We start from the raw sequence: 26,228 nt of genomic DNA on the forward strand, positions 1-26,228 counted from the left end.
CCGGAAATCGGTGTGCGTTTGGCTCTTGGCGCGGAGCCGGCATCCATTTTGATGTTGATCATGAAAAGAGGACTTTCCCTGGCGGTGCTCGGAATTGTACTCGGCACTGGATGCGCAATCGCCCTCACGCGGGTACTGCAGTCTTTGCTGTTTGGAGTTACTTCAAAAGATCCGGTTACTTTTGCGGTTGTGATCTGTGTTCTGTTAAGTACGGTCACACTCGCCTGCTTTTTGCCGGGACGCAAAGCAATGAAAGTGGATCCACTGGCCGCTTTGAGAAATGAGTAAATGATGGCACATCAAGCAAATGGATCTTCGTCTGCGCTTCTTCCGTAAGTCACGGGTAAAGGAACATCCAGCAATCGCAGATAGACAGTGAGTTGTCCGCGATGATGGTACCAGTGATTCAACAAAATACTTCTGGCAACACCGCTACGAGGTATCGTAAAAACTTCTTCCTCACCCTTCGTGAGACGCCAGGGGGAAGTTGCCTTCTGATGATCCCAATCTCCCAGGACCTGTTTCGCGCCTACCAGTCCTGCTTCGAGAACAGAAAGAATTTGCTCCTTTGATTCAGGATGAGGCGGGTCAAACTGCGCTTTCAATGCGTCAAAACCATCCATCATAAGCAAATTGGATATGGATCCGGGAAGAGACGCTACGTGTAATGCGAGTTGACCCAGGGACATGGACTTCGGATGCGGAGCCCACTTCAACCTCTCCTCCGGTACGAGTGATAAAAGCCGCCGGGTTGAAATCGCTTCTTGTTCCAGTTCATGAATCATGCTTTGAATGCTGTCTGTCATTTTATTTCCTCCTTCAACTGTACCAGATAGTACAACAACAACTGATAATTTGTCAATATGCATTGTACTTTATGGTACAATGCCATCATGAAGGCGTCGCTCAATACGAAACAACGCATGGTGGGTGCAGCTCTTCAACTGTTTCACCAGCGTGGAATCCACGCGACAACCGTGGATCAAGTTCTGGAAGCATCTGCAACCGGGAAGAGTCAGTTCTATCATTACTTCAAGAACAAAGAAGGGCTCATTCATGCAGTGTTGGTCAGCTTCTACGAGAAGTTGAAGTCGGAAGACATTCCAGTAATCAAGCGAATCGAATCCTGGGAAGATCTTGAGAAATGGTTTTCCTTCTTCATTGATTCGCAGAAATCGATGCGACTCTCACGAAACTGTCCAGTAGCAACGATCGGAACCGATCTGTCTGGAGAGCAGGAGTTGTTACGTCAGGATTGCCGTTTGATTTTCGAATTTACAAAGCGATCCCTTACAGATTTTTTCTCGCTCATGAAAGGTAAACGCGAACTCCCTACCGATGCGGATCCAGAATCTCTTGCAGATTTCTGTTTTACGGTTATGCAGGGTGGATTGCTCGTTTCAAAAATCAAACGGGAGTCTGCCCCGTTTGAAAATTCTGTTGCCCACGCTATGAACTACTTACACTCTTTGCGGCGATCCGCACGGAGATGATGATTCAAAACCGGATTGTTTGCCCCTGTTTTGGCAAAATACAGTTGGAGCAGTTAATCTCTTCTTTTGCGGCGTGATGATAAATCACAACTGTGTTTGCAAGAGTCTTCAACTTCTCCTCCGGGATCTTCTCCAACAACCACGGAGTGATAAACAGCACATCGAGTTTCGGTTGCGACAGTAAAGTTGCGGGATCATCTGTATCGCCGACAAAGTAAAAACTTTTGTTTTTCCATTCGACTCTGTAGGAATAATGATCCACCTTACCGTGGGTAGAGGGAATGGCTCTAATATTCACATCATCAACTCGCGCAAGATGTTTCTCCCAGTTAACCCGGGATTGCTTTGCAACTTGTTGCATGACATCCGGAGGGCCAAGAACTTTGCATCCGATTCGGGAGTGCAATGAGGCATCGAAGTGATCTTGGTGTTGATGTGTAATCAGACAGTAGGCGTTCTTGCGTGCATTCAGTAGTTTTGGATCATAGGTCATGTACCCAAAGGCCCCGGATTCGTAGGGGAAGTCAGACAGGATTGTCGTGGTTCCATCCGTTATTTCGAAAGCTTCATTTCCCAGAAAGCGCATCTCCAGTTGTGCCGGATCCTCAGGAACGGAGAATACCAGAGACGCTACCAGAATCAGAATCATTGATTGAATTCTTGCATCATTGGCAGTGGCACGCGATAAAATTGGTACGAAATCGCCTGACCGAGGTACACGCTGGTAGATTTGAGGCACGAGAAGTATAGAATCTGAATGGGAAAAATGCGAAAGTTGATCGTACTCCTCCTTCTTATCTATTCCCTCTGCTTTGGTGAGAAGTTCCAGAGTTTCGACGACTTTCTTTCCCAATATGAACGTGTCGCTGCCACTGAACGCGCAGAATTGGTTCAATCCTTCGTAAAATGGCAACAGTCACGCGGTGGGTTTCCATTGATTGAACAAGATGGAAATGTCCTGTTTATCTACTTCGGAAACGGGAACGAAAAAGAGGTGCGACTGGTCGGTGATTTTCGTACTCGCAATTTTTATAACGTTTACTGGGATGAGAAAGGGGAAGCGATGTCAAGCGCTGAACAAGCCACTCCTCTGTTTTACAAGAGACTTAGGTTCGAAAAGGATGCGCGGTTGGATTACAAATTCCTTGTGGACGGAAAGTACATTACGGATCCACTGAATCCTCGAGTCATTGAAAGCGGAATCGCGCCCGCTTCGCAGAACGAACCTGTTGCAATAGCGTCCCAACTCGTGATGCCCGATTCTGCTTCGACAGAATTCGAAAACGGGAAAAACATTTCGCAAGGAAAACTCATTGTGATCGAAGAAGAATGGGCACGACCAAAAGTCACGATTTATCTTCCTCCCGGTTATGATGGTTCGAAAAAATACCGGGTTCTCTATACGGCCGATGGAAGCGCGGCGATCAAATTCATCCGAATACCGGCGACTCTGGATGGCCTCATCGCAGACCATCGAATCGAACCGGCCATAGCGGTAATGATCGATTCGGCCGAAGATCGAAGAACCTGGTATTACTTCAACCCTCAATATCTGGCCTATCTGGAGAAAGTTGTTCATTACATCGACAGTCACTATTCCACACGGGCCTCTCCTGACGATCGAGTTCACGCCGGAAGCTCCGCGGGCGCATCGATCACTTTATATGTGGGATTGCAGCGACCGGATCTATTTCGAAACCTTGCAATGCTCTCCCCCTCCTTAACCGGTCCACCACATTTCTATGAGCCCTATTTCAGCGGGCAAAAGCGGCCCGATCCGAAACTGAAACTCTGGTTAAGCGCCGGCACCTACGAAGGATATATCCATAGCGATACCCTCACTATGGAGAAATATTTCAACAGCGTGCGTTTGAAAACGAAAGTTGTTTATACACACGAAGGCCACAGTTTCAGTCAGTGGCGCCGAATGGCCGCGGAAATGCTGGAATATTTTTTCGCTCCTTGATCGGTATAATAGGAAAAACCAGGAGGTTTCTAAATGAAATTACGTTTTTGGGGAATTTTATTTCTCTTCATTCCGTTGCTCGCCTGGTGTGAAAGCAAAGTATCTTTGAATAAAACGAGTTTCCTCCCGGGCGAGACAATTGTCATTAGCTACTCAACAGGCCGACCTCCATTGAATTCTGCCTGGCTCGGCATCATTCCCTCGAATGTTGCCCACGGAAAAGAATCTGAAAATGACACGCACGATGTGAACTATGCGTACATCCCTCAAGCAAGTGGATCCGTAGAGCTGGCTGCTCCGCTACAACCGGGCTCCTACGATATTAGAATGAATTATGACGGAGCCGAGCTTGCCTCCGCGACTTTTCAAGTGCAGGCGGTTGATTACAAAGCTTCAATTAAACTGAATAAGGGCACCTTTACTCCGGGTGAGGAAATCACGGTTACCTTCACTACCGATCTGGAGTTGCCCAAGAGCGCATGGCTCGGCGTGATTCCCTCAAACGTTCCTCACGGAAAATCGGACGTCAATGATCAACATGACGTGGACTATCAGTACGTAGAGGGGAAAAAATCGGCTTCGCTGAAGTTCCACGCGCCCGAAAAAGCGGGCAGCTATGATTTTCGCTTGCATGACGCCGACTCCGGCGGGACGGAAATTGGTTCCGCAACGTTTCAGGTTGGGAGTGTGAAACTCGAAGGGACGCTAAAGCTCAAAAAAGATGCTTTTGCTCCCGGCGAGGAAATTGACGTTGAATTTACGGCGCCCGAAGCCCTTTCACCCAGGGCCTGGATTGGAATGATTCCCTCCAATGTGCCGCACGGAAAGGAAGAGGTGAACGACCAACATGATATCCAGTGGCAATATCTGGAGAAGAAAAGTTCAGGAGTATTGCGTTTTGTGGCTCCGCCGGAAAATGGATCCTACGATTTTCGAATGAACAGCACAGACAGTGATGGAGTTGAGATCACATCCGTCACATTCAAGGTTGGAGGAAGTCTCGATTCGAAGGCGATGGCCACCGCAATTGCAGAAACAGGGAAACTGACACTGTATGGAGTACAGTTCGATTTCAATCAAGCAACGATCAAACCTGAATCCGAGCCGGTCTTAAGAGAGGTAGGCGGATTACTGCAAGAGGACGGCGCGTTGAAATTGAAAATCGAAGGGCACACGGACAATGTTGGAAACCTGCTTACAATCTGGAGCTCTCCAAGAAGCGGGCGGAAAGTGTAAAAGCTTACCTTGTCAGCAACTTCAAGATTGATGCGGCGCGGCTGACTACCGACGGATTCGGGGAAACGAAACCGATTGCAAAAAATGACACCGACCAAGGACGGGCTCAAAATCGCCGCGTGGAACTCGTGAAGCAACAGTAATGCAATAGCGATTGAAGTCGATACTACCAGCCCGCGTAGGACGACGAATTTGTTTTACCTGGGCTCGTAGTAGCGACTTTAGTCGCTATATTTTTCAGAAAATCAGGATCGGCATCCTTCCATAATCTCTTTGCTTGCTCGAGCGCTTCAGCAGCATCGGAATCGCGCCCCTGGTGTTGGCGAACGAATGCCATGGCAAGATGACTGCCCCCGTAAGCGGAGTCATGATCGAGCATTTGTTGTGCAGTAAACTCTGCGAGTTCCCAGTTGCCGGTTTCACGCGCGTTATGCGCGATGGATTCCAGCTGAAACAAAGTTTGTGACCATGCATCAGCACCCGGAATTGCGCGCATCGTACGCTGCACCTTTTCCAGAAGAATGCGACCTTCACGTTGTTTGCCGTTCGTTAACAGCAGCTCACCACGCAGCGTATCGACCCAGGGTTGAAGTGCGAACCGGTTCGGCAAGATTCCCGCAGTAATTTTCGGAATCGACTCTAGTTCTTTTTCCGCATGCTGAAGCGCCTCAGTCGCTTTGTCCAACCGTTTGAGCCTGATCAGAGCTTGTCCCATGAGAGCGTGGCCTACAGCACGGGCGGGAGCAAAAGGCATTTCAGTGAGCCTGCGTGATTCACTCAGGGCTTCGTCATAACGCCCTTGATGAATCAGAAAATTTGGCAGCTCTCTCATTGCGAAAGCTCTTGTTCCATCGATCGCCTCAAGCGACCATGAATCACGCATCGTTTGCTCCGCAAGTTTCATTTGTCCTTTGTGCTGGTAGCATTGAGCCAGTAGATCGAGGTTGTGACCGTGATGCCAGTCCTTGGAAGGATCGATTTTTTCTTCCTGATAGTAAGCGCGCTCCAGTGAATCTGCTTTTTTGAATTGAACAATCGCTTCGTCAATGCGGCCTACCCGCCGCAAATCGTGCGCCCACATATGAACAGCATGTGGAATCGAAGGAGAGAGATGCGCGTACTTCTCACCGTGTTCGAGAGCTTTGTCAATCCGGTTAATTGTTTCGTAAGAGTGCACAAGATAATGATGAGCGGAGGCATGATCCGGCATGAGTTTCAATACCATCTCGTAGAACGCAATAGAAGAGGAAGTGCCACGCTGCCCCCTTCCCGATGCATTCGGCTCTTCTGCATTCGCTCGAAGCAACCAGAGCTGCGGATCGTTGAAATCAAAGGCGAGAGCGCTATCGATTTCCTTCTTGTAGTCCGCGTGTTTCGCTGGATCTTCCAGAGCATCCAAAGCAAACAGCTGTTTTGCGCGAATGGCTATTCGCCGGCGCTCGCGATCACAGATGGTTGACTCAAACGTTTTAGCTTTTTCCAAAAAGCGCTTTGCGCCATCCGGATCATTTAACCCTGAATGAACACGGCTCAATCCTACATACGCCATAGCAAGATTGGGATCCAGACGAATAGCTTCGTGAAACGAACGCGACGCTTCAATCCACACATAGGACTCCAGGTAGTTCAACCCCTGATCGTAATACTTTTGCGCTTTTTCGGATGATGTGGTGACTTTCTCGCTGGAATTGCCGATGCCGCTCCGCAAAGGCACGTCGCGTTCCAAAAGTCCGGCCGGAACGTACACCGGAGCATCAGCGCATGCCGCATGTGGATCCGCCTGCGCAAAGAGAGATCCAGCGAGCATCAGTAGCAGGATCGATGTTATGAAAAAATGAAGCATGGCTGCAGTTTAACGCAAAGACGCTAAGCCGCCAAGAAAAACCATTACAAATATTTCTTGTCGCCTACCATCACCAGCGTCATTTGATCCGCTTTGATATGACTTTTCACCAGTTGCTGCACTTTCTCAGGCGTGACTGCATAAACTTTTTTCACATAAGTTGTGAGGTAGTCAGCCGGCAAACCGTGAAGATCCTGAAAGTGCAACTGATTGATGATGCCGGAAGGGGAAGAATTTTGGAGCACAAAAACTCCGGCAACATAATTTTGAATCCCCAACAACTCTTGTACAGACGGTGGTTCGTTCTGCAGCCGTTCAATCTCTTTGTGAATCTCTTTGAGCGCAGCGGCCGTGTGTTCCGATGTAACATCGGCGAGCTCATACCATACTGCCGTACCAAGACCAGCCTGGAGAACACCCGAAGGCGAGTAGGTGTAACCTTTGTTTTCGCGAATGTTTGACGTAATCCGCGAACCAAAGGAGCCGGCCAGAAGCGCATTCGCGACCCGCAGAGCAATATAGTCGGGATCAGAAGGAGCAATCACCGGTAAGCCGAGTAAAATCGTGGTCTGAGGCGCGCCCTCACGTTCGATTGTTCCGTTTTGCTTTGCAAAAGATGGTTTCGCTACCGGATAGTTCACTGCAGGACCTTCCCTCCACTTTCCGAAAGCTTCTTCGATCGCATTTACCGCAGGTTCATGAGCAAACTTTCCGACAACATAAACCTTTGTCCGGCGCGCTCCAAAATTCGAATCGTAAAAAGCTTTTACCTTTGCAATGTCAAATGAATCCAGGATCTGTTCGGTAGGAAACATTCTGCCGTAAGGTTGATCCGGATAGAGCAGCGCTGAAAACTTCTCACTCGCCTGATTCTGCGGCACGCTCTTTTGAACATTCAGTTGCCGCTTTAGATCATTCTTCAATCTTGCGAGCTCCGACTCCGGAAATGTCGGGCGTGTCAGCACATCGGCGACCAGCTGGATAGCTTGCCCGGCAAACTCGGAAAGAACGGTTGTGCCTACCACCGCTTCGGTTCGTGATACGGATACCGTTAGTTCTCCTCCCATCGCCGCAACTTTGTTGGCGATGGCCTGAAAATTCATACCGGCAGCGCCTTCCCGCATCATGTCCGCTGTGAGATCCGCAAGCCATACTTCCTGTGGACCTTCATGCAAATTCCCCGTTTTGACAATAGCGGTCACAGTAACCTTGGGAGCCTGACCATAAGAAACCAGCACTGCTTCAAGGCCGTTGGCCAGCGATTTCGACTTCTTCTCAGGAATATTAAAATCCTTCGGACGACCCCCTTCCGGTGGCGTTTCTTTCTCCGCAAAAAGCGGAAGTACTGAAATCAAAAACAAAAAAAGAATCGAAAATATTAACCTTTTCATTTTGAATCCGCCTTGGCAGGTTGAAGAATCAGGACCGTGCGATTCGCCGCCGTTAGATACTTTTGCGCTGTTTTTTGAAGGAGCTCGGGTGTCACCTTCGCAAATTCCTTTTCCAGAGTATTGATCCTGGCCGGTTGATCATCGAAGAGGGCAAACGAAGCGAGAAGATCCGCCCGGCCGAAACCAAAAAATTGATCCATGGTGCTGTAGAGCTGGGAACGAAGTTTGACCAGTGCGAGATCTCGCTCTTGCTGTGTGATTCCTTGATTCAGCTTTTCAATCACCTGATCGACTTCTGCAATAATCGCATCCGGTGTTACAGTTTCATCATGAATCAGATCGCCCATCCAGAGCATCGGCCCCTTGTAATTGAACATATTCCCCAGATAGTTGATGCCGCCGCTCACTTCACCCGCGTAACCTTTAGTCTGAACGAGCGATTGATGCAATTTGCTGTCCCCTCCCTGGATCAGGAGCTGATCGAGCAAACCCATCGCGTAGTACTCCGGAGTGTTGCGTTCCGGCATATGGTAAGCAAACGCGATTGCCGGCTTGTTGATGAGCTTGTCCTGAAGTTCCACTTTCTTCTGCTCTTTCTGCGGAGGCTCCTTTAAATCGGGTATTGGCGGAACTTGAGCGGAAGGAATCCCGGTAAAATATTTTTCAATCCACTTTTTTGCCTCAGCGGGTTGAAAATCACCCACAAGGATAAGCGCAGCATTGTTTGGCGCATAGTAGGTTTTGAAAAAAGACTGCACGTCATTTAAGTTTGTCGCGTCGAGATCTTCCAGGTCGCCATAGAAATTGTGCGCGTTGTACCAGTTCTGATTCGCATGCTGCGGCATGGATAACCAGGGAAAACCCCCGTAAGGCTGGTTCAGTACGTTCACCTTCACTTCATTCTTTACCACGCCCTGCTGGTTCGTGAGATTCTCCTGGGTGATGGCCAGTCCTTTCATGCGGTCCGCTTCTGCCCAGAGCGCCGTTTCCAGCTTGTGCGAAGGAAGCACTTCGAAATAATTCGTGAAATCGAATCGCGTGGAACCATTCAAGATTCCGCCATTCTTTTGAACGAGACCGATAAATTCCATCTTGCCCAGGTTTTGCGAACCTTGAAACATCATGTGTTCGAAGAGATGCGCAAAACCGGTCCGGTCCTTCGGTTCAATCCGGAATCCGATGTTGTAATAGACCGCCACAGTAACCGTGGGCGCCGTGTGATCTTCAGAAAGAACCACTTTCAGTCCGTTCTTCAGTTTGTAATAGTCGACCGGTACCTGATAAGAGGTTGCCGGTTTTTCAGCAGCCGCGACGCAGCAGCCAATCAAAAGGAAAACAATGACTCTGAATACTCTCATTCTTCCACCGTTTTTTGAGATAGGAATCCAAAAGTTTAACACGCTGATGACAAATTGGGCACCACAAGAAACGATCCGGCCCTGAGATGCTGTCAACCGCCAATTTTGGGGAACAAGTCGAATCTATATTAGGACGTTCAATCGAGCTTAAAGTTTACAAATTCCTTAAGTTTCAGGAAATCTTTCGTGTTTGCTGTAACGACAAACGCTCCGATACGACGAGCGGTAAGAGCGATCAGGGCATCATTCAATAGACGGGAGAGGAACAAGTTTTCGAAACCATATTTTGCTCCCATTTTTGAAATCACTTTCCCGGCATATCTCCAGTCACCGGATAACGGCGTAACAAGGCGTCCTATCGTCTTGAACGTCCGATAAAGTCGATCAAGCAGCTTGGAAGTGACCGGATCCAACGCTCCCGTATACAGTTCCTGCATTACGACAGCGCTCATGTACACGAGTGGCCTTCCCGATTTGATAGCAAGATTGGGATGCGTGACGCCATCGTTAATGTGAGGGATGTAAATTGAGGTATCGAGTAGAACCTTAACCGGCGACTCTCCCATAAACATCCTTTATCTTGCCCTTCCCTCGAACCGTACGGAGAAGTTTGTCGATCTTGCTGTTCGCGATCACCTCGTTGAGTGCATTATCTACAGCCTCAGTATCGGTGCGTGCATTCAAGATCCTTCTGACCGTCCGGATTTTGTTCTGGTCCAAAATGAACTGCTTCCTCATTTTCATTTGTGTAGCTTCGGATGTGTATATTAGTACGATTTATACACATTATCAAGTCTCCGGGATAAACCAGTTCCTGTCAGTTAAAAAGTCCAGCCCACACGGAAACTTAAAAAATGAAAGGTACGGTAATTCTGCATAATATGATCGCGAAATTCCAGCCGCAGGGCATGTCCGGATTTCAAACGGCGTTGGAAACCACCACCGATATTGAAAAGATTTGCGTATCCCTCCCGGAAAATCAACGAGTAACCGGCTGTGAGGAATGGGGTCGATTCGCCTTCACCGAAATGATAAGACCCGTTGACACTGAACAGACCTATGCCAAAAGTTAAATCTTCCAGAGGCGCAAGGAAGGAAATTTCGCTATTAATTCCCAAACCTTTGTAAAACAGGTACTCAAAACCCACTCCTGAATTTAAAGTCAGAAAGAGCTCTTCAGAAGGGAGGGTGAGTCCCCCAAAAACATATCCATATGGGTTTCTGAGCTCCGGTACTTCTTCTGCGGCGGCAAGGCAATCCACAAAAATCAGAAAGCACACAATCATCACGTATTTCATTTCTCTCCTCCGTTGCCGCCAATCCCGGCAAAGTTTGTGCCGTCCACTTGACCAGCTGTATAGAAGGAAAAGAAAAGTTCGGAGCTATCTCATCGTTGGAGATCCATAACGAAATGGATAGCCTGAGGAGAGTTAACTTCCGGTGGCGCGGGCAAAGTCCCTGGATTTCATGTCGATCGTAATCACAAAACCGCTTGTTCCTTTGAATTCAAAAGCGTTCGGCCCTACGCGGTATGCTTCGACTTCATTTTGCATTAACAGGAAACCTTCGTTGCGCGGCGCCGCCCAGTATTTCAGGTTGGTTACTTTGACTGGATCCGAGGTCATACCCGGAAAGCGCTTCAATTTGATTTCACCGGTTTTTCCTCCATCGAGTGAAGCATAGGCGAAATCCTTACTGTATGACCAGCTGTTGATCGTTCCTTCTGCTGTTCGAAAGGACTTCCACTTTACGGGAAACAAGCTGGAAACGATGAGTTGAATCCCCTCCCGCTGTTTTGGCGTCGTCCTTTTATCGAAGGTAAGAATGGACCACTCCATTTCACCTGTTGAGAAATCGCTTCCGACGTCCGCCGCAATCCAGAACTTGATCCCATCGAGCTGAACCGAACCATATTGCCCGCGGTTGATCCGGTATGCCATGTTAGTACGGCAAAAGTGTTTGATGTTTCCATGTTCCGCATGGCCGGCAGGTTTTGTATTGAAATAGCACTGGCAAAATAGCGGGCAGCTGCATGCTTCGATGGCTGTGGCATTCATGCTCCAACCTGTCTTTGGATCGCTTTTTTGCGCATGCAAAAATGAAATAGGAATCGCGATGACAAATAAAAGTGCAATGTATTTCTTCATGATTCTCCTTCCGTAAGCAAAGTGGTGCGGGCGTCCCGCCTGCACGGGTCCGCAGACGAGACGTCCGCGCTACTTGGCTGCAACGATTTATTCCTCATGGTAAGTTTTGTTATCAAACTTCAATCGCAGCTGCTGCGAGATCCGCTTCGAGATCTCCTGCTGCAACACGAGCAACTCGGAGAGCTTTCTCATGTATTCCTCGCCCCAGATCACAGTGCCATCAGTTACCCGGACAAGATCCGCATAAATAATGAGCATTTCTCCCTGCTGAAAAATAGATCCTGTTACGACCGCATCGACCTTGAGGTCGCGGCCCACTGTCCTTGGATCGACTTCCCTTCCTTTATAAGAAAACACTGTTCCGCGCGCCATCACCTTTAAACCGGGGATTTGTGACAGTTGAGCAATCAGATTGTCAGTGATTGCATCGCTGACGTACTGCACGTTGGGATTCACACTCGCGCTGGTAAACGGAAGCACCGCCACCGAAGATATGCGCGGAGGAGACTCGGGGGAACGCATCAAAAACAACCCCGCAAGCACTAGTACTAATACTGTAGCAAGGATGTACATCCGGCGGTTCATGGGTTTGAATCTACCGGCTAAAGCCGCCGTCTGCTCCCTCGAAAGAGTGTTCGCTTCGGCCACAGCAAAGATGCGCACCGGCTGTTTTGACTGTTCCAGAACATGACTTCCGCGATCACGAAATGCGATTGCACTGTCGTGAGATGCTTTTCGGAACTCGTTGGAACACAGTACCTCGCCGGGTTCACCCAATTTGCAAATTCGAGCGCTTGTTTTTAACGCGAGTTCGTCACCGTTTCCTGAGCCGGTATGGAGCGCTGCGCGGGCCGGTAACTTCAGATCAGCGGCGGCTTTCAGCAATAAGGAGGCGCAGGAAAAAGCGCGGCCTGAATTCTCAAAACGCGCAAGCAGCCCGCTGTTGTCCCATGCCACCTGATCTCCTTGAAAATCGCGCAACTTTTGCGTTGTTGTCTGGTGAAAATTCCCACTCACTTTCTGCCATTCTGTCTGTCCGAGAACAGCAGCCCGCAGAACAGGATCGATCATTTCGAGAAATAAAATGAACCGGTAGGAAGCCGGCAGCCTATCCTCACAAAGCGTTCGGAAATCGTCGGCTAATTCTTGAACCGAAGCATATCTGATTCCTTTCGATTTCGCGAGCGCGTGAAAAAGAATTCGGTCGAATTCCGGAGGAAGATCGTGACGCAAGATGCTGGGAGCCACCGGATCTGCGGAATTGATCGCGTGCATTGTGGCCAGCAGATTTGCCCCTTCGAAAGGCAGTTTGGAGGTCGCCGCATGATAAAGGACAGAACCCAGAGAGAAAATGTCGGATTGCTGATCGAGAGGCTGGCCATTCACCTGCTCGGGCGACATATAACACACGGTCCCGGCAATGATTCCCGGTCCCGTCAGCTCTTTTTCTCCCGCAACTATCTTTTTGGCCAGTCCGAAATCGACGACCTTCACCTTTTCCTGGGAATTCAGCAAGATATTTTCGGGTTTGATGTCGCGATGAATCAGGCCTATGGAGTGCGCCGCCTGCAGTGCTTCACAAACTTGCAAAGCGAGATTGCTCAGCTGATTCAATGAAAGCGGCCCATTCTCCAATTTCTTTTTTAGCGTTTCCCCTTCGACGTATTCCATCACTATAAAATCTGAATCATTGCTTTCTTCGATTGAGAAAACCGTGACCACATTGGGATGATGCAAGGTCGCAGCGGTGCGCGCTTCGCGAAGGAGACGCTGTCTCGTATCTTCTTGTTGCGCCGAATCAGAGCACAATACTTTCAAAGCGACCGTCCGTTTAAGCTTGAGGTCCTCTGCTTTATAGACCTGTCCCATGCCTCCTTCGCCAATCTTTTGAAGGATCCGGTAGTGAACCAGAGTGTCGCCGGGACGCAGGAAGCCGAATGCATCTTCGAGCGCGCGTTCGCGAATCCCTTCCAGCGTGTCAAAGAAGCTGTCCGAATCAGATTGAGACGAGAGCAGACTGAGAATCTCAGAGCGTAATGCAGGATCGTTGGCGCATGCTTCATCCAGCAAATGATCCCGCAGGGCAGGATCCTGCTGAACAGAATCGAATAGATCCTTGATCTGCTGCCACTGTTCCTGATTCATCGAGTCATCTCACGATGCAACCACGCTTTGGCTACGGTCCATTCTCGTTTTACGGTGGCTTTGGAGATGTCCATCAACTCGGCGATTTCATCGATCGTGAACTCCCCAAAAAAGCGCATCTCAACAATCCTTCCCTGCCGCGGATCCATTCTTGAAAGTTTTGCCACCGCTTCATCCAAAGCCAGCAGCAAAATCCGGTCCTGTTCGCTGAAAGTCATTGTGTCATCAAACAAAACTCGTTCTTGCACACCGCCTCTTTTCTGCGCGTGCTGGTTCCGGGCATAGTCAATCAGGATCCGTCTCATCGCCTGCGCGGCAATTGCATAGAAATGACCGCGACTCTGCCACTGAACATCCTGCTGTGCAAGACGAAGGTAAGCTTCATGCACAAGCGCAGTGATCTGCAGCGTGTGATTCTGCCGTTCACTGCGCAAATGCCGTCCGGCAATTCGCCGAAGCTCGCTGTAAACGAGCGGGATCAGCTTTTCGAGCGCTTGAGCATCTCCCGTGCTCCAGAGGTTGAGAAGCTGCGTAACCTCTTTCCCTGAAAGATCCATAGTCGATTCGATAGTAATTATTGTACAACTTGCCGCATGCCCAAAAGTAGGGGTCTTGTACCTGCCCTTTCAAGGGCGACCACAAGGGTCGCCCCTACGAATGAGCCCTTCCTTCAACTAATTACGCGTAAACGAATGAGAGAGAGTCTCAAGGAGAGGAAAATGAAAAAGATTTTGTTGCCGGTTTTTATGGGAATCGTTGTGCTGTCGCTGTATGTTTCTGCCGCCGGAGAACCCTCCACGGCCCCTGAATGGAGCATCAACGCCACAGCCATTGAAGCTTGCAGCTGTCCCATGTTCTGCCAGTGTTACTTCAATACACAACCCGCCGCACATGATCACCATGGCGAGAAGAAGCACTTTTGCAAGGCGAATCTTGCCTACAAAGTGAATAAAGGACATTATGGCGCGCTCAAATTAGATGGATTGAAATTCTGGCTCACGGATGATCTGGGTGGGGATTTCTCGCAAGGCAAAATGGACTGGACAATCCTTACGTTTGACAAATCGATGACAAAAGAACAACGCGATGCGATTCTGTTTATCTACAAAAAACTTTTCCCCGTTCAGTGGAACTCTTTTGAAACTGCAGAAGGTGTGATCGACAAATGGGAATTCAACAGGGATATGGCTGTCGCGACACTGGACGGCGGCAAGACCGCGGAAATCCGTCTGAAACGCTTTCCTGGAATGACAAATGAGCCGGTTGTGGTGCACAACCTGAAATATTTTGGCGCACCAAGAAATGATGGATTTGTATTGATGCCAAATGAAATCGAAACCTATCGCGTCGGGCCGAAAGCTTTCGAATACAAAGGCACAAACGGATTCATGATCACGGTCGATATGAATTCAAAGGATGTTGCAGGAGGATCTGCAGCGGGTCACTGATCCACTTTGTAATTAGGACTGCCGGGGCAGGATGCCCGCGGCCAGTAATGCAGGCTGGAAGCCTGTGCTCCGTTTTACTTTTGCCTGTACTTCTCGAACCATGCCAGAATGTGCGCAACTTTTGCAATGAGTTGGCTGGGACGCGCAGCAATATCATGCGAAGCTCCGGGAATCCGAACCAGAAGCGTATCCACTTTCCGGAGCTTCAACGCTTGATAGTACTGCTCCGACTCTGAAATCGGCGTACGATAGTCCGCTTCTCCCGTAATCACCATGGTTGGTGTTTTCACGTTTCCAACGAGAGCAAGAGGTGACCGTTTCATGTAGTGTTCACTATGGTCCCAGGGAAGTCCAGGAAACCAGTACTTGTAAAAGAAGTTCGTCATATCTGCAGTGAGAACAAAGCTATACCAGTTGATCACCGGTTTGGCCGAAGCGGCAGCGCGAAAACGATCGGTGCGCCCTACAAGCCACGCGGTCAGGACGCCACCCCCGCTTCCTCCTGTTACAAACAGGTTTTGCGGATCCGCATAACCTTTCGCAAGCACCGCATCCACGCCGGACATCAAATCGTAAAAATCGTCACCGGGATAGTTATGGTGTATTAGGTTCCCAAACTCTTCACCGTAACTGTCGCTTCCGCGAGGATTGGCGTAAAACACAAAATAACCTGCAGCAGCATACAACTGAATATCTGCCGCAAACCGCGGTCCGTAATTCGCAACCGGACCTCCATGAATTTCTACAATCAATGGATATTTCTTGGAAGGATCGAACCCGGGTGGTTTTGCGATCCACCCTTGAATCTTCCTGCCATCCTTTGAAGACTCGTACCATATCTCTTCGATGGATGCGAGTTGTTTGTACGGAAGCAAATCTTCATTCAGATTCGTCAAAGTTGCTTTTGTCACGGCGACATCCGCAGGGCGCTGGGGTTGTGAATATGTGTATGCAAAGGCTCCGTTCTTTGCAACGGAAAAAGATCCGCCCGAATAAGGACGGTCCAGTGAAGTGCCCCCAACATTTTGAGCGAGTGTACGAATTTCGGAGTTCAATGTAACTTCCGCGATTCTGGTGTCACCTTGATCATCGTACTGGAATAAGATTGCTTTGCCGTCCTGGTTCCATACAGGATTGAATACATCGCGGTCCAATTTCGATGTAAGCACCCGCGAACCGCTGCCGTCGCGGTTCATGACAAAGAGCCGGGTCACCTGATAAAACTGAAAACGATCTTCATAACCTATGTAAGCGATCTTACTGCCATCCGGTGAGAGAGCGGGAGATTGATCCGGTCCTTTTCTGGATGTGAGCGCTTTGATGTTTCCAGTTTGCAAGGAAAGCTCGTAGATTTCAGAATTCTGCGGATCATATTCCCAGTCTGCGTTTCGATTCGCTGAAAAAAGAATGAATTTGGAGTCAAGTGTCCATGTGATTCTGCCGTTATGATCGAATAAACCCGTGGACAACTGCCTGGGAGTTCCGCCTTCAGAAGGAAGAACAAATAGATGCCAGTATCCCGGTTTCAAATAGCCTGCGCCATCAGACCGGTAGATCATTTTGTCAATGACTTTTGCATCGTCAGCCCAATGTGCGCCCTCCGGCTTGGCCGGCATTTTCACAAATTGTTCCTTTTTTTCCTGGACCAGCATGAAGAAACCGATCCACTTTCCATCGGGCGACCAGGATAGCTCGCTGAACGGTTGTGTTAACTGAGCAAGTTTTGCAGTTTGTCCGGTGTCCATCCAGCGTAAATAGATCTGCGTGGAAGCGCCATCGCTGGAAGCATATACAAGCCGCTTTCCATCAGGAGACCAACTTGGAGAAGAATCACTCGAGTTTCCCGAAGTCAGTGGCCGGTGACCGGAACCATCACTACGAAGAATCCATAGAGCGGATAGTTTTCGATCCTTCATCACATCCATGAAATTTCTTTCATAAACAATTTGACTTCCGTCCGGTGAGATTTGGGGATCCGATGCGTATTCCAAACCGAATACGTCCATCATCTGGAATTCTTTTTCATTTTCTGCAGACAGCACGCAAACAAACGTCATCGCCAGCACAAGTGAGCATAGTTTCTTCGTCATAGGATCCTCACGCGTAAAAATACTAACACACTCGTTTAGCGTGGCAGATAGTGTAGCGTTTTCTATTCGTAATTCACGAAAATACAACATTTTTGTGGTATTTATGGACACGCTCTGCACGTTATTCAGCCAGCACGAGGAGGTCTCTAAACCTAACTTCTTGATTTTATTGAACTTACGAGAGCGCGTTTTTTTGGCACGCCGCTTGCTCTAGTACCATGCGTCTTGGAACAGTAGGCTCACTTATTGGCCCCGGTTCATCAGGGTGCCTGCCATTTCCTGAGGTACTGCTCCCGAAGGGAGAGAGGTAAGGAACTTGGAGGGTGCACTATGAACTATACGCGATTCCGCTTTGCCCATTCTACTCTATTAGAGCGAGGCTTCAGTCTTCTGGAGGCGCTTCTGATCATCGGCTTAATCGCCATCATCGCGGCTGTATCTCTCCCTGCCTTTTACAACACTTTCCAGAAGTACCGCGTTCAATCGGCGGCACGGCAGGTTGAAATGAATCTTCGATTTGCAAGACTCGCAGCAGTCAAGAAAAAAACGATGCATCAAGTACTTTTCAGAAATACTTCCGGAAGTCCACCGAACACTTATGTGATGATGATGGATTCCGATAAAAACGGGGCGTTTGATGAAGACATAGAAATCGTTAAGAACATTGACACATCCTTGCCCGAAGGCTTGACAATCCTATCTGGTGGCATCAATTCGGTAACGTACAACGCTCGTGGCGCGGCAACGCTGGCCGGCGGAACGACAGTGAGAATCAGAGGTACTGAAGACACTTACAGGATCGACGTTCGGACTAACGGCGCTGTCTCCAGTCAGGTTGAGTAATTCCGGAGGAACTATGAAGACGAAGCAGAGCACCCAGAATGGTTTTACGCTTATTGAAATCCTGGTAGCCATCGTCGTTCTAACAGCCGCTATTCTTGGCGCAATGGCACTGCTTCCAACCAGCTACAAACAGATTACCAACGCGGGCAGAACAACCACCATGGATCACCTCGCTCAGATGAAGATGGACGTACTCAGGTCGCTCCCAATCACGAGCAGCGACTTAACTGATGGAACTCATCCGGCAACTCCTGAATTTTACACAGCCGGTTCAGCTGACAAAAGTAAAACGGAAACTTTTTCTGTGAAATGGGTGGTCACAGACTACACGCCCATGCTCAATTCCAAGGCTGTGATAGTGGAGGTTGGTTTTGGTGTTTACAATGACGATGGTTCACTAAAGACTTCAACCGAAGAAGGGATCGAACTCATAAAACAGCTTTACACGACTTTCATTACGCAATGATGCAGAGGGAAAAAATCATGAGCTGCCAGCAAAGAGGTTTCACACTCATAGAAATGCTCGTTAGTGTCACGCTATTTTCCATGGTTGTCCTGGCCGTCTATTATTTTCTGGATCGCGGACGATGGCTTTATCTGCATTCCGAAAGACGCGCCAACATGCAGGAAAACGGAAGACTGGCGATGGAAGCCATGGAGCGCGAAATGCGCCTGATCTCGTTTGGAGTTCCGGAGGGGACCGCGTACGGCTCCGAATCAACCTGGTTACCGGCGATTTTTGAAGCAGGGATTAACTTCATCGGTTTTCGAGGCGACATTGAAAACAGAAACTCTCTGGTTACGGAAAACATAACCAATCCTACTGTCGCCGTAGCAAACGTTGACTGGATTTGCCCAGCAACCGGTGACCCTCTCCTCATTATTGAGCGTGGGCGGAACTGGTTCGGTTCGACGTGCAACAACATCGTTGGACTCACAGTCATCATGGTCCCTCCTCCTACTCGAAATTTCAATGCTGCGGAAATTGAACTTTTTGCGCCGATGCATGTGTTTTACAGATTCACGCCGGATACGAACAATGATGGGATCTGTGACGATACAAGCGATCTTACTCAGTGTCAGATCCAAAGAGCTACCCGGCTAACAAACACTCCCGAGACGGATCCAGAAAATGATACGGACTGGCAGGTATTTGCAACCAATATAACGCAATTCAAGCTGCGTTATTTTATCAAAGGGAGCAGCACGCCACTGGTACCATTGACGGCTCTGTCAGGGTTAAACCTCTCGATCATCGATGTAATCCGAGTTGATATAACTGCGACTGATCGCGCCGATCGCGCGGGCCAATACCAGGAATCTAATTACAGAACCGAAATCCTTGTTCGGAAAAGAAAGTTTTAGCGAGGAGCAACAGATGAAGCCATACATTGTACGTTTCTTCAAAAACTTTGCGCGAAAAATACTAAAGAGGAAGCAACAAGGCGCTGCCCTGATCATCACACTGATGGTGATGCTTGTGGTCGTTCTGATTTCCCTCTCACTGATCATCCAGAGTAACACGGAGCATTTGATTTCCATCAATGAACAGGATTCCTTCAAAGCTCTCTCAGACGCGGAAGGAGTTGTGGAGTGGGCTAATCGTGAAGTAAGAACATATGTGCTCGCGTTCCGGCCCGTTGATCTGGACACGATTCTGGATGGTGCTTTGAATCCTTCCGGAGCCGACTACTACGTGGGCTTTAAGCCATTTATGGACACTGGATTGGGGAAAGCCGGCCTCACGGATGCCAATGAAGAAACCACATCGACACAGGACACCTACCAGAGCACTCAGTGGGAAGTATTTCGTCTGGGAGTTGATGAAGATGGCGATGGCAATTATGACGGGAACGTGCGAACGATCGTGTACGCAAAGCTATTTGATAATTATGAACCGGACCCTCCTGATAAAAACGACAACGATCAAAGAATGAGATTGGAAGTCCGAACTCTCTATCCTGTCTATATTGATCTCGATAATAACGGCGCTGAAGTTAGTACGCTCGCAACGAGAGGAACCTCGGAAAGGCACCTCGTTGCGCGTTTTGGACCAACCGGAGCAAAAGCGATCCGTACAGACGGCAGCATCGAGTTCCATGGTTCGCTCGACGTATGCGGTGAATGCGGAAGCAGCCATGCGAATGGAACGCTAACGTGGGGAAGCGATCCTTCTAATACGTTAGAAATCTGTGGAGAAGCTACCGGCACCGAGGGGTTTGTATACAACTCCGGAACCATTGTCGGGGACAAGGGACTTTCTGGTGAAATCTATATTCCCGTGATCAATCCTTACGATGAGATTTACGTACCGGATCACACTATTTTTGACCACAGTCTCAATACGACAGTTCCTACGTGGCTGCGATGTAACGGCCCAAGTGCCACTGATCCTGGAAATTCAAAATACTTCGCGATAGTGAAGATGACGGGACGAACGCAGATTTACAAAGCTTATCGAAATTATGGAGATACCCCATCGAATACAAAATGGGCATGGCGCCTGATTGGAGATAGTTCTTTAGCGAATATCGATACGATCAGGCTCGATGATTGCGGAAGGGTTCTCGCTTGTCCCTTCATTCCAGGTTGTGATACATATCCCGATCAATGCTTCAACACGACAACTTCAACGTGGGGTTCCTGTACAGGTAGTGCTCAGGTGGTCCCTCAAAACAACACGTTTTACGGCATGAATCCAGATAACAATTTCAGCACTGGTACTTGTTCCACGGCGCAGGGAGAGACAATTCCGAACGCACAATACACAGATGCAAACGGTGTCGAAGATTCCAACAACTGGAACAGGAACGACTTCTGGCAAGTTCCAGCGGGCAACACGCAATCCGTATCAACAGGCGGGTCGAATGCGCATAGCAATTTCTGTTTCTCGAACGCGGGTGCTTGCGGTACAGCTGTACCTTTACCTGGGGTCGATGATCCAGAGACTACAGGCAATCTCGATACAAGGGGAGACTTCGACACCAGTTACTACATCTCAAATGGGGACATTGCCGATGGCAATAAGGTTTTTTCACCTCTCTATAATGCGGTCATATGGATCCATGGGAACTTCAATATTAGCGGCAACATAAGTAAGCTGGCCTATTCCGGTGGCGAAATTAATTTGGATAATGATGCAAGCATCGATCTGAATCAGACCTGGAGGGTAACCTTCATTGTGTTTGGTCAAATTGATGCAGGCGGGAATGTTCGTTTTGCCCCGGCCGCGCCGGATGCTTCGACTTACAGATTCAGTCTGATCGCAGGCCGTGACATCAATCTTCACGGATCAACCAATAACCTGGATTGCAGTGAAACGGATTGCGACGGAACACCCACGGGCGCGGCTGCGCTTGCCAGCTATGGAGGCGCAATCGCCATGCATGAACAGATCCGCACGCCTGGAGGAATTGGAGTGAACGGTTACATCGTCGCAGAAGATCGTGCCTCTTGCGATGATACCAACACATTGGATGCGAACCAGATCTTTGGCAGTCTCGACATCCATTATGACTGCTCTAACCCGACTGATTACTGGAATACCTCAAGCGTTAAAATGACGGAGTGGGAAGAAGCGCAACGAGTGATTCAATAGTAGGCAAAAGATGTGGACGTCATTCCAAGAGATAATCCTAGGATCTGCCTTACGGTTTCTGCTCCATGTAAAAAAGCAATTGTGACACCCGTTCTGATTCTGTTGGAGCGGAATTCTTCCGCAAGGCTTCTTGCAGAATTCTCTTTGCCGAATCGCGTCTTCCTAAAATGTAGTTCGATAGACCAATATTCATCCGCAGCGTTACACCGAGATATGGGTCATTATCATGTTTTTTCAAGAGTATCTCACCTATATCAACAACTTCCTGTAACCACTCCTCTGCTGTTTGCCAGACATACGCAGATGACGCGCTCCCATCCGGTAGGAGATTCTCTTTGAATCTACCTCGTACAAAACCAGGAACCCGAGCCCGGTCGACAAAAGCCTGTGGTTTTAAGTTAGAACGGAAAATCGGATATTTGTCTAAAAATGCATAAGCTAAATATGTCGAGGTTGGATACGATTTCACGAATGAATAGTCAGAAAGCTTTCCACAAACGCGCAGAATCTGTTCCTTTTCACTTTCAACTGAAGACGTTTCCTTTAAAACAAATTTTTGAGCATTCTGCCAGGCATGCAGGTCTTCTCCTTCGGGAAACTCTAGAGTCAGGTTTGCAGAATTCGATTCAACCTTTCCTTTCAAATTCGGATTTCGCAAGCTATCTAAATCTGCGACAACCTTCAGTGTATGCTTTCCGACCGACAAGTTTAGATCTAGGTAACTTACTCCTCCTTTAATGCTCTCACCAGGAAGAATAGTCCGCTTCGCTAAGAGCGAAAAATCGCCCGTGGTTTCATTAGGCGCCGGCATTCTAAGTGTCTCCTGTCCATCTACCCAAATGCTAACAGCGGCATTCTGCGTTGGTTTTAAGTTTGGTCCGATCTCCAGGGGTTGACTGCCAACGTTCGTCCAAGTAACCCTTATTCCTACAGGTTCACATTGAATGATTTTGCTTTTGGGAGAAATTCTTATTTCAAGATTGATTTGGCCAAACGCTGAAGTCACAATTCCAAGGAACAAGATTAGTGATGGGATGACTATTTTCATTTCTACCTCTTTACTCTGGATCATTATCTCCACGAACTGAGAAGGTCGGAGGATTACCAGCACAATTTCTAAATACACCTGGACAATCGATTCCTATCAAATCGCTACAGTCAAGTCTATCGATTCCATCTGTCCGCTGACAAAACGATTGCCATATATTTGACGGATCAACAAATTGATTCATCACGCACCACTCCTCATTTCCGCACAGCGGAAACGCTGGACGGCAGCTGCCAAAATTTCCGACTTGACTATTGCCACACCAAGAAAAGTTTTCATCATGACCATAGTTTTGTCCATCCGTACTCGGCGGGCAAGGAGCAATACCAGCTTGGTTAACCCCAAATTGGTGAGACAATTCATGATTGGTAGTCCGCTTAATATGGTTTGCCAACTGAGTGCCGTCACAGGCAGATGGCACATTTGTGCAGTAGTAGCTTACGTTTGCATCAATCGTATCAAGAAATATGAAGGTATCATCCGAGGCTTTGTGCGTATAACCGTTATAATTGCCACCGGATGAAGCAGGAATAATATGCCAGTTGTTCTGTTTTTGATTGCCACAGTCACCGCATTGGACTGGCGCTGGATTACCACAGGATGATCCAGCTGGAATTGTAATAGGACCTGGTTGTTTTTTTGAGAACCATGTCTGGTGGAAACGTAGAACATTGATTATGCAGCCTTCAAAAAAGACTTCAGGCATTGTTGGGAGCAAATTGTCATTCGAAAGCTGAACTTCTGCATAGCCATCGTCAAAAGTTTGAGAGAGATTACCGAAATCTCCCGCATAGAACCCGGAACTGATAACGCCCAATCCTGCAGACTGTCCGTTCGCAAAGTCGGGCATTGTGCCAAGGATTTGAGGACTACTTGCAAAATGCGGCTTCACCAAGTCGGATGTAAAAGTGACTGTGATCGTGCCGTTTCCATTGTTTGTAATTCCCCCCGGAGCGACCGTTGCTAGCTCCCCGACCGGATCGGTTACGTCAAATATGACTACTTGATCCCAATCCTGCAACTGTCCAAAACTCCAATCGTAAAGTACCACTTGATTGCACAGATTTCCGCATGTTGCAGGATCAAAATCATAGAAAAGAAGGCCCCCTTTTCTGTACATCATGTCGTGTTCAAGATATATCCGCTTCCAAGCAGTAAGCATCCCACTCTGAACACAACCGGGCGAACATGAAAATTGGTTATTAAACGAGGCTTCTATTTTGAAGTTGTCTCCTGAGTAAGATCGGGGTTGGCTCGAGTTGTTTCCAAAGGTCGGTAGTTGCAAAGTCATGTAGATGTATCCACCAGCCTGGGAGGTTGCCTTCCAGATGCCTGGCGTATGTTCAAGCCCGTCAAACTCGGCATCGCCGCCGTTATTATCACCATCTTGGCCGTTTGTTACATAAAGAGAACCATCTGCCGGATCCAAGATTCGGAAGAAAACATCGACCCCTTCGACGCCTGCACCCGCTACGTCAGTCACTCTTGAGACAATGTTTATTTTTCCATTCTCAGTTTGGTATGTAGGTTCAGGATATAAAGAACTCCCATAGTTCGTGATGAGAACTTTTCGGTCTTGTGTACCGGCAGGAGGAAAAACAAATTCCAAAGGATTTGTGGTGCAGGACTCTGAGCTTGACAACAGCGGTGTAGCCGCTGCTGGGCCGCACAATTGCTGGATTGTAACGGTACTACAAATTGCGGAAAAAGTACTATTTTGAGACGACGATGGAAAGTTAACAAATTCGTTGGACAAACTCCCGAATGCGAATGAAGCATTACGCACCGTAGGTTTCACTGTCGAAGCAAAACAGGAGTCGCCATTAACTTCTACTTTGGAAACAAACAGTAAAGGTGGTTGTCCAAAAGACCCGGCGATAGCGACACCGCTATCAACGGCGGCTGCCGCAGTAATGGCACCAGGATCACCGCTCGATGCGAAAATTCTCGACCATTTGAAAGCTCCGGTGCTACTTAGTTTAACCAACCAAGGGTCAGTGGAGATTGCACCGAAGGATCCTGTCGTGCCACCCAATACAATTCCCCCATCTGGCGTTTCATCGAGTGCTTTAACGTACTCTGTTTGTTTGCCGCCGAGAGTCTTCTGCCAAAGTAGTACGCCGGAGGAATTCAATTTGGCAATCACAATGTCAAGGTGGTTCTGACCAGTCTGAAACTGTCCAGCCACAATGACACCTCCGTCCGAAGATCCGATTAATAAAGGGAGTTCGATTGCCTGCTCGCTCCACTCGAATGATCGTTCCCACAAAACAGATCCTGAAAGAGTTATCTTACAAATCCACCCCCCATTACCTCGGTGTCCGACAAGAACAACATTTCCATCATTCGTAACGTCCACAGATAAAACTGTTCCGACGATGGTTCCAGTATGTATCGATAAAATTCCTTCGAGAAACTTTTCCCATAGAATCGTACCATCAGCGTCGAGTTTCACTATCCATGCTCCGAGGACGTCATTTAACCTATTCACGCCCCCAAGGATGTACGCGCCATCAGGTGTGGCAGTGGCGGAATGGATCCTGCCAGTGTTAAAGTTGAATCTGCGCTGCCATGCTATCTCTCCAACCTTATTGATTTTGGCAACCATTGGAAAAGAACCACTGGGGATTTGGGAAGTTAGCAGATATCCTCCGTCCAGCGTCTGAGCGATCCTTGTAAAACCCGAGCCTGGTCCCATAGAAATGGTCTTATGCAATTGCAGCGCACCAGCCGAATCTAACTTCATGATAAATAGTTCATTCGAATTTGTAAGACCACTGATAACAAATCCGTTGTCACTCGTCCGTTTCATGCTCTCGGCCTGATCGTAACCATCTATGCCAATTGTATAAGTCCTCATCCAGTTTTCGGCTTCACTTTGATTTACAAATGTGAAGACTTGAAGAAACACAATCGCAATGAATGAAAACAGTAGTGGAGTCCTTGGACGTACAGCATTTTCCTTGTTCAACATGAGTTCACCCTCCAAGTTTCATCAAATAGTTGCGTCCGATCTTATCAACAAAGTCCAAGTCTTACAACTCTTTTCGATGGCTAAGATAATGATACAAAGTCGTGCAGGCACGCCTGCAAATGCGCAGACGGGACGTCCGCATTACATCGTTTACTGCGACTTGATTTCGGTCCAGTAGCGGTCGAGCAGTTGCGCCGCCTGTCCAACATCACGAACCAGTTCGCAACGGGAGAGCGTTTCATCATCCTGATAACAAACTGGATTGTTCAAAATCTCCGGTTTGATGTACGGCTTAGCTGCTTCATTTGTATTCGGGTAGTAAGAATAGTTCGTGATCTCCGCTCCTACCTTTGCATCCAGCATGAAATTAATGAAGGCATGCGCTTCTTCCGGATGAATGGCAGCCGCGGGAATGCAGAAATTTTCAACAGCCAGGATCGATCCTTCTTTGGGAATGACAAAATCCAGATCCTTTCCCTGCTCCATAACCATTGCAAGATTTCCACTCCAACCATGCACCACCCACGCATCTCCCGCAAGCAAGAGCTCATCAAAGCTGGTGCTGTTATACGCTTGCAAAAGCGGTTTTTGCTGACGCAGAAGATCTCTGGCTTCCAGCAGAATCTCGCGTTCGGTTGAGTTGATGGA

Annotated in this window: 25 protein-coding genes; 10 read left to right on the top strand and 15 right to left on the bottom strand. The window is 48.3% G+C overall.

The features are described 5' to 3' along the window. The coding region (locus tag L0156_18635; GenBank protein ID MCI0605007.1) for an FtsX-like permease family protein at window positions 1–288 on the top strand (288 nt) is incomplete at its 5' end. An 11-nt stretch (window positions 289–299) separates the two neighbouring features. Here L0156_18635 and L0156_18640 read toward each other — a convergent pair. Beyond that, complete coding sequence (locus L0156_18640) at window positions 300–806, bottom strand: DinB family protein (GenBank protein ID MCI0605008.1); 507 nt, start codon at window positions 804–806, stop codon at window positions 300–302. Window positions 807–893: 87 nt separating this feature from the next. Between L0156_18640 and L0156_18645 the strand changes: the two genes are divergently transcribed. After that, a complete protein-coding gene (locus L0156_18645) occupies window positions 894–1,493 on the top strand; it encodes a TetR/AcrR family transcriptional regulator (GenBank protein MCI0605009.1) in 600 nt (199 codons plus the stop codon). Window positions 1,494–1,497: 4 nt separating this feature from the next. Here L0156_18645 and L0156_18650 read toward each other — a convergent pair whose 3' ends face one another. Next, the gene (locus L0156_18650) at window positions 1,498–2,142 is read right to left on the bottom strand and encodes an MBL fold metallo-hydrolase (GenBank protein MCI0605010.1); all 645 of its coding nucleotides are present in this window, start codon (window positions 2,140–2,142) and stop codon (window positions 1,498–1,500) included. Between the two features lie 108 nt (window positions 2,143–2,250). On the opposite strand from L0156_18650, the gene L0156_18655 reads away from it, so the two are divergent. Genes L0156_18655 through L0156_18665 form a run of 3 tightly spaced genes read left to right on the top strand, consistent with a single transcriptional unit; the run spans window position 2,251 to window position 4,838 of the window. Continuing rightward, entirely contained in the window at window positions 2,251–3,459 is a 1,209-nt protein-coding gene (locus tag L0156_18655; protein MCI0605011.1) for a hypothetical protein, read from the top strand. A 33-nt stretch (window positions 3,460–3,492) separates the two neighbouring features. Further along, window positions 3,493–4,695, top strand: coding sequence for a hypothetical protein (locus L0156_18660; protein MCI0605012.1), 1,203 nt, complete (start codon window positions 3,493–3,495; stop codon window positions 4,693–4,695). After that, window positions 4,662–4,838 (top strand): OmpA family protein, encoded by a 177-nt coding sequence (locus L0156_18665; protein ID MCI0605013.1) that lies wholly within the window; start codon window positions 4,662–4,664, stop codon window positions 4,836–4,838. Before L0156_18660 ends, L0156_18665 begins: the two co-directional genes overlap by 34 nt. A gap of 23 nt (window positions 4,839–4,861) precedes the next feature. Here L0156_18665 and L0156_18670 read toward each other — a convergent pair whose 3' ends face one another. From L0156_18670 to L0156_18710, 9 genes are all read right to left on the bottom strand, one after another. Further along, on the bottom strand, window positions 4,862–6,538 hold the full coding sequence (locus L0156_18670; GenBank protein MCI0605014.1) for a hypothetical protein: 1,677 nt from the start codon (window positions 6,536–6,538) through the stop codon (window positions 4,862–4,864). Between the two features lie 44 nt (window positions 6,539–6,582). Then, window positions 6,583–7,929, bottom strand: coding sequence for an insulinase family protein (locus L0156_18675; protein ID MCI0605015.1), 1,347 nt, complete (start codon window positions 7,927–7,929; stop codon window positions 6,583–6,585). Continuing rightward, window positions 7,926–9,287 carry an insulinase family protein gene (locus L0156_18680; protein MCI0605016.1) on the bottom strand — a complete coding sequence of 454 codons (1,362 nt, stop codon included), beginning with the start codon at window positions 9,285–9,287 and terminating at the stop codon, window positions 7,926–7,928. The genes L0156_18675 and L0156_18680 overlap by 4 nt, the downstream gene beginning before the upstream one ends. 137 nt (window positions 9,288–9,424) lie before the next feature. After that, a complete protein-coding gene (locus L0156_18685) occupies window positions 9,425–9,853 on the bottom strand; it encodes a PIN domain-containing protein (protein ID MCI0605017.1) in 429 nt (142 codons plus the stop codon). Beyond that, a complete protein-coding gene (locus tag L0156_18690) occupies window positions 9,834–10,031 on the bottom strand; it encodes a hypothetical protein (protein MCI0605018.1) in 198 nt (65 codons plus the stop codon). Before L0156_18690 ends, L0156_18685 begins: the two co-directional genes overlap by 20 nt. A 77-nt stretch (window positions 10,032–10,108) precedes the next feature. Continuing rightward, window positions 10,109–10,585 (bottom strand): hypothetical protein, encoded by a 477-nt coding sequence (locus L0156_18695; protein ID MCI0605019.1) that lies wholly within the window; start codon window positions 10,583–10,585, stop codon window positions 10,109–10,111. A gap of 132 nt (window positions 10,586–10,717) precedes the next feature. Next, complete coding sequence (locus L0156_18700) at window positions 10,718–11,434, bottom strand: DUF1326 domain-containing protein (protein ID MCI0605020.1); 717 nt, start codon at window positions 11,432–11,434, stop codon at window positions 10,718–10,720. Window positions 11,435–11,521: 87 nt separating this feature from the next. Continuing rightward, window positions 11,522–13,579: a protein kinase gene (locus tag L0156_18705; GenBank protein ID MCI0605021.1), complete on the bottom strand. Its 2,058-nt coding sequence runs from the start codon at window positions 13,577–13,579 to the stop codon at window positions 11,522–11,524. Further along, window positions 13,576–14,136 carry a sigma-70 family RNA polymerase sigma factor gene (locus L0156_18710; protein ID MCI0605022.1) on the bottom strand — a complete coding sequence of 187 codons (561 nt, stop codon included), beginning with the start codon at window positions 14,134–14,136 and terminating at the stop codon, window positions 13,576–13,578. The genes L0156_18705 and L0156_18710 overlap by 4 nt, the downstream gene beginning before the upstream one ends. 162 nt (window positions 14,137–14,298) lie before the next feature. On the opposite strand from L0156_18710, the gene L0156_18715 reads away from it, so the two are divergent. Then, window positions 14,299–15,027 (top strand): DUF1326 domain-containing protein, encoded by a 729-nt coding sequence (locus L0156_18715; protein MCI0605023.1) that lies wholly within the window; start codon window positions 14,299–14,301, stop codon window positions 15,025–15,027. A 74-nt stretch (window positions 15,028–15,101) separates the two neighbouring features. On the opposite strand, the gene L0156_18720 is transcribed toward L0156_18715, so the two are convergent. Next, a complete protein-coding gene (locus tag L0156_18720; protein ID MCI0605024.1) occupies window positions 15,102–17,117 on the bottom strand; it encodes a S9 family peptidase in 2,016 nt (671 codons plus the stop codon). Window positions 17,118–17,447: 330 nt separating this feature from the next. Between L0156_18720 and L0156_18725 the strand changes: the two genes are divergently transcribed. From L0156_18725 to L0156_18740, 4 genes are read left to right on the top strand one after another with little or no spacing between them, the layout of a single operon-like run. Beyond that, window positions 17,448–17,960: a GspH/FimT family pseudopilin gene (locus L0156_18725; protein MCI0605025.1), complete on the top strand. Its 513-nt coding sequence runs from the start codon at window positions 17,448–17,450 to the stop codon at window positions 17,958–17,960. Between the two features lie 13 nt (window positions 17,961–17,973). Continuing rightward, complete coding sequence (locus L0156_18730; protein ID MCI0605026.1) at window positions 17,974–18,426, top strand: prepilin-type N-terminal cleavage/methylation domain-containing protein; 453 nt, start codon at window positions 17,974–17,976, stop codon at window positions 18,424–18,426. A 17-nt stretch (window positions 18,427–18,443) separates the two neighbouring features. Beyond that, window positions 18,444–19,325, top strand: a complete 882-nt coding sequence (locus tag L0156_18735) for a prepilin-type N-terminal cleavage/methylation domain-containing protein (GenBank protein ID MCI0605027.1) — start codon at window positions 18,444–18,446, stop codon at window positions 19,323–19,325. A 13-nt stretch (window positions 19,326–19,338) separates the two neighbouring features. Then, window positions 19,339–21,558: a hypothetical protein gene (locus L0156_18740; GenBank protein MCI0605028.1), complete on the top strand. Its 2,220-nt coding sequence runs from the start codon at window positions 19,339–19,341 to the stop codon at window positions 21,556–21,558. Window positions 21,559–21,607: 49 nt separating this feature from the next. Here the strand turns inward: L0156_18740 and L0156_18745 are convergent, their stop codons facing one another. From L0156_18745 to L0156_18755, 3 genes are all read right to left on the bottom strand, one after another. After that, window positions 21,608–22,606, bottom strand: a complete 999-nt coding sequence (locus L0156_18745) for a tetratricopeptide repeat protein (GenBank protein ID MCI0605029.1) — start codon at window positions 22,604–22,606, stop codon at window positions 21,608–21,610. A 10-nt stretch (window positions 22,607–22,616) separates the two neighbouring features. Further along, window positions 22,617–25,580, bottom strand: a complete 2,964-nt coding sequence (locus L0156_18750; protein ID MCI0605030.1) for a PQQ-like beta-propeller repeat protein — start codon at window positions 25,578–25,580, stop codon at window positions 22,617–22,619. Between the two features lie 150 nt (window positions 25,581–25,730). Beyond that, a partial coding sequence (locus tag L0156_18755) for an extracellular solute-binding protein (protein ID MCI0605031.1) occupies window positions 25,731–26,228 on the bottom strand: 498 nt, incomplete at its 5' end.

The sequence above is a fragment of the bacterium genome, assembly GCA_022616075.1.
GTDB lineage: Bacteria > Acidobacteriota > HRBIN11 > JAKEFK01 > JAKEFK01 > JAKEFK01.